This window comes from Siminovitchia fortis (assembly GCF_007681465.1).
GTDB lineage: Bacteria > Bacillota > Bacilli > Bacillales > Bacillaceae_C > Siminovitchia > Siminovitchia fortis.
In genome coordinates, this window is record NZ_VEKZ01000091.1 from 1 (window position 1) to 7962 (window position 7962).

The 7962-nt window shown below is 45.0% G+C and carries 7 protein-coding genes and 1 pseudogene; 5 read left to right on the forward strand and 3 right to left on the reverse strand.

Annotated elements, in window-relative coordinates; all coding sequences use genetic code 11:
• Positions 1 to 71: 71 nt before the first annotated feature.
• A pseudogene (locus FS666_RS18365) lies at positions 72 to 875 on the reverse strand (aminoacetone oxidase family FAD-binding enzyme); the annotation flags it as partial.
• Positions 876 to 1076: 201 nt separating this feature from the next.
• Between FS666_RS18365 and FS666_RS18370 the strand changes: the two are divergent.
• Positions 1077 to 2699 carry a putative polysaccharide biosynthesis protein gene (locus FS666_RS18370; protein WP_144463678.1) on the forward strand — a complete coding sequence of 541 codons (1623 nt, stop codon included), beginning with the start codon at positions 1077 to 1079 and terminating at the stop codon, positions 2697 to 2699.
• Positions 2700 to 2747: 48 nt separating this feature from the next.
• Here FS666_RS18370 and FS666_RS18375 read toward each other — a convergent pair whose 3' ends face one another.
• Positions 2748 to 3065 (reverse strand): hypothetical protein, encoded by a 318-nt coding sequence (locus tag FS666_RS18375; protein ID WP_244943962.1) that lies wholly within the window; start codon positions 3063 to 3065, stop codon positions 2748 to 2750.
• A gap of 117 nt (positions 3066 to 3182) precedes the next feature.
• On the opposite strand from FS666_RS18375, the gene FS666_RS18380 reads away from it, so the two are divergent.
• Complete coding sequence (locus FS666_RS18380; RefSeq protein WP_144463677.1) at positions 3183 to 3911, forward strand: pseudouridine synthase; 729 nt, start codon at positions 3183 to 3185, stop codon at positions 3909 to 3911.
• Positions 3912 to 3979: 68 nt separating this feature from the next.
• Here FS666_RS18380 and FS666_RS18385 read toward each other — a convergent pair whose 3' ends face one another.
• Positions 3980 to 4201 (reverse strand): DeoR family transcriptional regulator, encoded by a 222-nt coding sequence (locus FS666_RS18385; protein ID WP_018707400.1) that lies wholly within the window; start codon positions 4199 to 4201, stop codon positions 3980 to 3982.
• Between the two features lie 338 nt (positions 4202 to 4539).
• Between FS666_RS18385 and FS666_RS18390 the strand changes: the two genes are divergently transcribed.
• From FS666_RS18390 to pepV, 3 genes are read left to right on the forward strand one after another with little or no spacing between them, the layout of a single operon-like run.
• The gene (locus FS666_RS18390) at positions 4540 to 5244 is read left to right on the forward strand and encodes an ABC transporter ATP-binding protein (RefSeq protein WP_120073340.1); all 705 of its coding nucleotides are present in this window, start codon (positions 4540 to 4542) and stop codon (positions 5242 to 5244) included.
• Positions 5237 to 6415, forward strand: a complete 1179-nt coding sequence (locus FS666_RS18395) for an ABC transporter permease (protein WP_186306616.1) — start codon at positions 5237 to 5239, stop codon at positions 6413 to 6415. Before FS666_RS18390 ends, FS666_RS18395 begins: the two co-directional genes overlap by 8 nt.
• Before the next feature lie 52 nt (positions 6416 to 6467).
• The gene (gene pepV / locus FS666_RS18400; protein WP_144463675.1) at positions 6468 to 7886 is read left to right on the forward strand and encodes a dipeptidase PepV; all 1419 of its coding nucleotides are present in this window, start codon (positions 6468 to 6470) and stop codon (positions 7884 to 7886) included.
• Positions 7887 to 7962: the final 76 nt, after the last annotated feature.

Consider the following 7962-nt stretch of genomic DNA (forward strand, 5'->3'; position numbering starts at 1 on the left):
TTGTAAATTGTTCCCAAAAGAGCGCTGAATTAGTTTTCGGCAAATTTACTTTCGTAATTTGGGTTTATGACAACTTCTTTAAGCCCCCATTTTTTCATTGCTTTTACAACAAATTGGCTACATCGCAAAACTGCGGGTCCCGAAACGCCTAAATGGGTAAAAATCATATCCATCTGATGGGTGATGATCGGTTTTCCTTTTGGATTAAGGACGCTTAGTGCAACATCCCTCAACGATAGCCCCTGGAGAGTTTTTTCTTTTATAAAAGATTCGGCAGAAGTGAGCGGCACTTCGGTCGGAAACAGCTCTGTGATCGTATGCCCCGCTTTTTCGGCCCATGGAAAGCCGTCACCTGTGGAGCCAGTCTGCGGAACCGACTTTCCACCGACTGCAACGACGATGGCACGGCCCGCTATTGTTTCTCCATTTTCCAGCAAGACCCCGGAAGCTCTCCCTTGATCAAACAGAATGTCCTGAACGGGGCTGTTTGTCCGGACTTTGACGCCAAGGTCGGCCATATGGGACAAAAGGACATCGACAACGGATTGTGCCCGGTTTGAAACGGGAAACATCCGCCCGTGATCTTCTTCCTTGAGCTCAATTCCGAGATTTTCAAAGAAACGGATGATATCCTCATTATTAAATACAGAAAACGCACCATATAAAAATCGTCCATTTCCCGGAATATGACGGATGATCTCATCAATGGGAAGGCGGTTCGTCACATTGCATCTGCCGCCTCCGGAGATGGCAAGCTTTCTTCCCAGCTTATTCCCTTTATCGATCAGCAGGACATTCGCTTTTTTCTCGGCCGCAGCAATAGCGGCCATTAATCCAGAAGGGCCTCCGCCGATGACGATTACATCATAAATCATTTCATTCAACACCTTAACTTTCCATATCAATCATTTCATTTTAAAATGCCCATAGACTAAAAGCAAATATCCAAGGACGTCTCATTGTCAAAAGCAGTCGATAACTGTAAACTAGTACAGGGGAGATTTATCGATGTTTTTCCGAATGTATACGGAATCGGATATTCCTTTAAAAATAAATAACGGAGAGTCAGAGATTGAATGTCATCTAAACTAATTCGAGGAACCTTCATATTAACGCTGGGCACCATATTATCCAAAGTTCTGGGACTTCTTTATGTCATTCCTTTTTATAGAATCATCGGCGGTGCAAAACAGGCTGCTTTGTATCAGTTCGGCTATGTGCCGTATACGATTTTTATCAGCATAGCGACAGCGGGCATCCCGCTTGCAGTTTCCAAATATATCGCCAAATATAATACGCTGGAAGAGTACGCAGTAGGCAGAAAGCTGTTCCGTTCCGGCATCTACGTTATGCTTGCCACGGGCGTCGTGTCTTTTCTTGCCATGTACGGGCTTGCTCCATGGCTGGCGGAGCTTGTATTAAAAGGCGTGGACACAAAACACAGTTATACTGCTGCTGATGTTGCGACCGTCATCAGGGCGGTCAGCTTTGCCCTGTTGATCATCCCTGTCATGAGTTTGATCAGAGGTTTTTTCCAAGGCCATCAATCAATGGGGCCATCGGCTGTCTCAACTGTTTTGGAGCAGTTAGCGAGGATTGTCTTTCTCTTGGCCGGTGCCTTTATTGTGCTGTATGTATTGAAAGGGGATATTGTCACTGCGATCTCTGTTGCGACTTTTGCAGCGTTCATCGGAGGTCTGGCAAGCCTGCTTGTTTTATTGTGGTATTGGTATAAACGGAAGCCGGGGCTTGACGAGCTGCTTGAAAAAGATAGGGGCACAATGGATGTGTCATTGCCTGATATGTACAAGGAAATCGTTGTATATGCTTTTCCTTTCGTCATGGTCGGTATTGCCAACCCGCTATTTCAGTTCATTGACCAAATCACTTTTACAAGGGCGATGGCGGAGGCCGGAAAGGCCGCCGGAGCACTGGATGCACTTGGGGTATTGAATATGACGACGCACAAGCTCGTCATTATTCCGGTATCACTTGCAACTGCTTTTGCTCTTACGATCGTACCCCTTGTAACGGAGTCTTATGTAAAAAATGACAAAAAATTGATGTTCCGGCAGTTGGACCAGACGTTTCAGGTATTATTGTTCATTACGATGCCGGCGGCGATCGGACTTGCCCTTTTGGCGGATCCGATGTACACCATGTTTTATGAATTCGATGAATTTGGAGCGCAGGTGCTCCGCACTTACGCTCCTGTGGCTATCCTGTTTGCGTTATATTCTGTTACCGCAGCGGTCCTGCAGGGGATCAATGAACAGCGGTTTACAGTCTTGAGCCTGTTAACCGGACTGCTCGTCAAATTGACGTTTAACATTCCCCTAATCAAGCTTTTTGCCACGGAGGGGGCTGTTTATGCAACAGCGTTGGGATACGGGGTTGCGATCGTCATCAACTTGATTGTCATTAAACAATTCGCCTATTATCCTTTCAAGCTTGTCTATAGAAGAACGCTTCTCATCGTTATTTTTAATGTAATGATGGCAATCCCTGTATATGTGATCTATAAAGGGCTGTTATTGTTCATGACGCCGGAATCCACATTCCAGTCCATTATCATCATTATGATTTGTGCAGGAGCGGGCGGAATCATATACGCTTTTCTCGGTTTAAAATCCGGGCTGGCCGATAGACTGTTTGGCTCGAAGCTTCAAAGGGTAAAGCAAAAGCTGCGAATCTCTTAACGGATAAAAGAAAGAGGCTGCAGGACAGCGCGCCTCTTTTTTCTTATTTTAGCCATAGTACGCGGAGTGATCGGGAAGATCATAATAATCCGGCCGGCTGTATCCCAATTGTCTTTCAATCCTTGACACGCGGCGGTCTAATCTTTCAACCTGTCTGTTGAGCCGCTCCATTTGCCGTTCAAGCTGATTCAGTCTTCGTTCCGTTCCAGCGCCGCCCCCGCCTCCGGGAAAACCGGGAAAAAACTGCTGGGGAACTCCGCCTTGTTGTTCGGTCAGCTGCGGTTGAAATTCCATCGGCTGCTGCAGGGTTCCCATTGGCATTTGCTGCATTCCCATCGGAGGCTGCTGTCGGTAATCAAAAAACATCTTTTTCACTCCAATCTTTTCATACCTGCATCAATAGCCTATGTAAAATATGACAAAAGCGTATAGACGAAAGCCTATTTTGTATTTTTATAATAAAAATGCCGGGTGGAGATAAAAATGAGAATTGATAAATTATTGTCCAATATGGGCTACGGAAGCCGTAAGGATGTAAAAAAATTTCTAAAGAGCGGGAAAGTCGCTGTAAACGGTGAATCTGTAAAAGATGGAAAATATCATGTAAACCCTGAGGAAGATACTGTCGAAATTTTCGGCGAAGAGGTCCATTACAAGGAATTTGTTTATCTTATGATGAACAAACCGCCGGGAGTCATTTCTGCCACGGAAGACCTGCAAGATCAGACAGTCATAGATTTGCTCAATGGGGAGGATGCCGTTCTCGAGCCTTTTCCTGTTGGCCGTTTGGACAAGGATACGGAGGGGCTACTGCTTTTGACAAATGACGGCCAATTGGCCCATCAGTTGTTGTCGCCTAAAAAGGATGTCCCAAAAACGTATTTTGCTGTCATTGATTCTGCCGTAACTCTTGAAGATGTGGAAGCATTTGAAAAAGGGGTGACATTGGACGACGGTTATAAGACGAAGCCCGGAAAGCTTAAAATTATTAAATCCGGAACGCATTCAGATATTGAACTGACGATCACGGAAGGAAAATTCCATCAGGTGAAGCGGATGTTTGCAGCGGTAGGAAAAAAAGTCATTTATTTAAAACGGCTGTCCATGGGGCCGCTTGGGCTGGACGAAAATCTGGAAATTGGGGAATATCGGGAATTGACGGATGAGGAAGTCGGCAGATTAAAAGAATTCGTGAGCAAGAATAAGCATTAGAACAAAAGAGCTTCCTGTTTCCGAGCTGGAAACGAAGAAGCTCTATTTATTATGCGGCAAGTATCCGTTTAACTGGTTATTTTGACTTTTTTCTCTGTTGTTGTCCACTTCCCGCGGCGCGGGCTGCTGATCAGGTCATTGTATTCTAACACATTCAAATCCCTTTGAATGGTGCGAGGTGTACTTCCGAATGCATCCGCCAGTTCCCTTGTCGAAACTGTACCGTTCTCTTTGATGTATAAGTATACATCTTTGATTCTGGTAAGCATTCTGTTTGTCGACGGCTTCAAAAAACCACTCCCTCATCTTAAATTTCCTTGGCAGAAGGTGCGGACAGCTTTATGCCTTTACATTATTAGGCTGTTGTTTGCGTAATTCCAAAGGACAACTCCTTTTCAACCAGCTTTTAATTTCTCTGCATTTCGGGACTGAAATGTCAGACACTTCTATTTTAACTCATTAGTTTGTTTTTTGAAAGCATAATATCTAACTTGGCAGAAAAAGGATGAATTATGTCGAATACACAAGCCTAAACGCCTTACTATGTTTCCCTTCCATGCCAAATTTGAAACTATTAGGCATCTAAATCGTATGTGAACATAGTAAAAAAGAAAGGGATGAAGCTGTATTGTCATTGTTGACAGTAGATATTGATGAAGCAGGCTATAAACTGCAGGAGGCGGTGATTTCTCACGTCGCGTTCAAGTTGGAGCGTTCCTCCCTTACAGGGATGATTGGAGCGAACGGAGCCGGAAAAAGTACAACGATCAAAGCGATTCTGCAGGAGCTGCCTTTCGTTGAAGGACATGTCGTGCGAGAAGAAGGGACCTCCTATTCCTACATACCTGAAAGGCCTATCTATTACGATGAACTGACGCTTTGGGAGCATTTTGAATTTGTCGCTGCAGTTGAACAATTGGGAGAAGGGCATTTATTATATGCCAAATCTTTATTGAAAAAATTTCGGCTTGCAGACAGGATCCATGAGTTTCCCGCCACTTTCTCAAAGGGGATGCAGCAAAAAGGGATGATAGCACTTGCCCTGTTTACAAAGCCCGACCTTCTGATTATTGATGAACCGTTCATGGGGCTAGATCCGGGCTCAACCAAAATGCTGCTAGACATGCTGGATGAAGAAAAAGAGAAAGGAACAGGGATCCTCATGTGCACTCATATTCTGGATACAGCCCAGCGGGTATGCGATTCTTTTATCGTCATTGAACAAGGGACCGTCAAGGCTTGCGGCAGGCTGAACGAGGTTCTTGCAAAGTGCGGAGCAGAAGACGGCAGCCTGTATTCCTGCATAGACACAGTGGATGATGGCGATGAGTAGCATACGGCTGCTTTTTCATAGAATCAGGGAAAATTGGAATTATAAATATAAAATCATCAAAACTGTCATGGATTGGACGGTTCTCGTCTACCTTGTTATTCCGGCGGCTGTCGTGACCGTTTTTATATACCGGTCCTGGTGGATTGAACCTCCTGCATGGATAGCATCCGTCCCTTTCCCGCTATTATTTGCAATCTATTTCTTTTTATTGTGGGGTGGCTATTTTAAAACGTTTGTCAGAGAGGCAGACATTATATTTTTAAGAAAAAATGAGAAGCTGATGCTTGGAATGAAGCAAGGCGGCATCATTGTTTCATATCTCGCGGAGATTCTTTCGGCAGCCTTGCTGGCTGTACTTATTTCCCCTCTTTGGATGATCCATTATGGATTAAGTATGCGGCACCTTATTTTATTTTTCGGGCTGTGGGTTTCCTTGAAATGGCTCATTATGGCTGTGAATGGAAAGCTGAATGTGCATGTGAAGGGATGGCGGAGTCTTGCCAGAAGCATTCCGGTCGTGATCGGTGCCGGCATCATATGGCGGGTCAGCTATAACACGCTTCAATCCGGCAGCCTGCTTCCGGTTTTCATTATCATCATATTTAATGCAGCCGCATCTATGCTGCTTTTGAAAAAACGTTTCACCTCCATACACACCTTTGAGCAGGATCTTTCCATCGATGAGAAAGATAAAAATAAATATACAGAAATGATTTTCGCCATGTCCATGGATGTTGAAAAATTGCCGAAGCCGAAACCGGTCCGCAAAACTCCAAGACTTTATTCAAAGTCAAACAGGATATTTAAGAACCGAACCCCCAAGAACGGTTTTTTGGAGCTGTTCATCAAAGCCGCAACACGTGATACAGAATACATTCGGGGATATTTGCAGATTCTCGGTGTCACTGCGGCTGCGATCGTATTTGCGCCTCCTATATGGCTGAAAATCACCATTGCGGCAGCCGGATTTTTCTTCCTGATCGTTTGGATTGGCAGCGTTTGGCATAAATTGATCGGAAGCCATCCGTTCACAAAGAAATACTCAGGGGAAGAAGGGTATATAAAAGGGAAGAACCTCGTTACAACAGTGCTGTCGATTCCTTTTGTCATCATGTGTTTATGTAATGTATGGATTCTGCAGTGGATTCGCAGTCTCTTTCCCTTTTTCTGATCTGACAAAAAGTTGTACAATGAAAGAAGAATAGACTAAAGGAGTTATGTGCATGGCAAACATTGACTGGAAGGGCGAAGTGGATAAGAGAAAAAATGATCTGATCCGGGATTTGCAAGGGCTGCTCCGGATAAAAAGTGTTTTGAATGAATCCGGAAGCGGCGAAGATGCCCCGCTGGGCATGGAAGTAAAGCAAGCTTTGGAATATATGCTTGAGCTTGGAGAAAGAGACGGGTTTTCATCGAAAAATGTAGGAAACCTTGCAGGTCATCTGGAAATGGGCGCAGGAGACGGACTCATTGCAGCCTTGTGCCATGTAGATGTCGTTCCTGAAGGGGACGGTTGGTCTGTAGATCCGTTTGGCGGCGAAGTGAAGGATGGGAAAATCTTCGCCCGTGGCGCCATTGATGACAAAGGGCCGACAATGGCCGCGTATTACGGAATGAAAATTGTCAGCGAACTTGGACTCCCGGTTGATAAACGGATCCGCCTCATTATCGGAACGGATGAGGAAAGCAATTGGCGCTGTGTCAACCATTACTTCGAACATGAAGAAATGCCGGATATGGGATTTGCGCCGGATGCTGATTTTCCGATTATCAATGCGGAAAAAGGCATTGCAGATTTTGATTTGAAACAAAAACGGAGTTCACCAAAAGAGCATGGAGCAAAAATGACGCTCATTTCGTTTTTTTCCGGAAGGCGTTACAATATGGTCCCGGATCATGCACGGGCTGTACTTGACATACAATGTGATCAAACAGAGCTCCTGCAGTTATTTAATGATTTCAAATACAGCCAGGATCTGAATGGCAGCTATTATGTGGAGAGCGGATATGTCGTATTGGAGCTGGAAGGCATCTCAGCCCACGGAATGGAGCCTGATAACGGGAAAAACGCCGGATTGCTTTTGGCAAATTTTCTTTCCACAATAACACTTGATAGAAAAGGGATGGACTTTGTCAATGCGGCTGTCCGTTTCTTCTTCGGGGATTCACGCGGCAGGGCGCTTGGAGTGCAGCATAAGGATGAAAAGATGGGCGATTTGACGATTAATGTCGGCAAAATGACCTTCAATGATGAAGATGGCGGGCGCTTCGGCTTGAATATGCGGTATCCGGCTTCCTTCTCACTGGAAGAAGGAATGCAGGTAATCATGAAAAAGGCTGAAGAGGCCAATTTTGAAGTGGACAATGTATCCAACTTGAAGCCTCATCATGTTCCAGCAGATGATATTTTAATCCAAAAGCTTATTAAAGTTTATGAAGAACAGACAAATGAGAAGGCAGAGCTGCTTTCCATCAGCGGCGGGACGTATGCCCGTTCATTGAAAACCGGAGTTGCCTTTGGCGCTTTGTTCCCGGGAAGGCCCGATGTGGCACACCAGAAGGATGAGTATATGGAAATTGAAGATCTTTTGAGGGCGACGGCTCTATACGCACAGGCGTTTTATGAACTTGCACAAGATTAAGAAAAGCGCAAGTGCCCGTTTAGCGACGTACAAACTGGAGCACTCCGCAATGAGATAAAGGAAACACGGCGAGGTA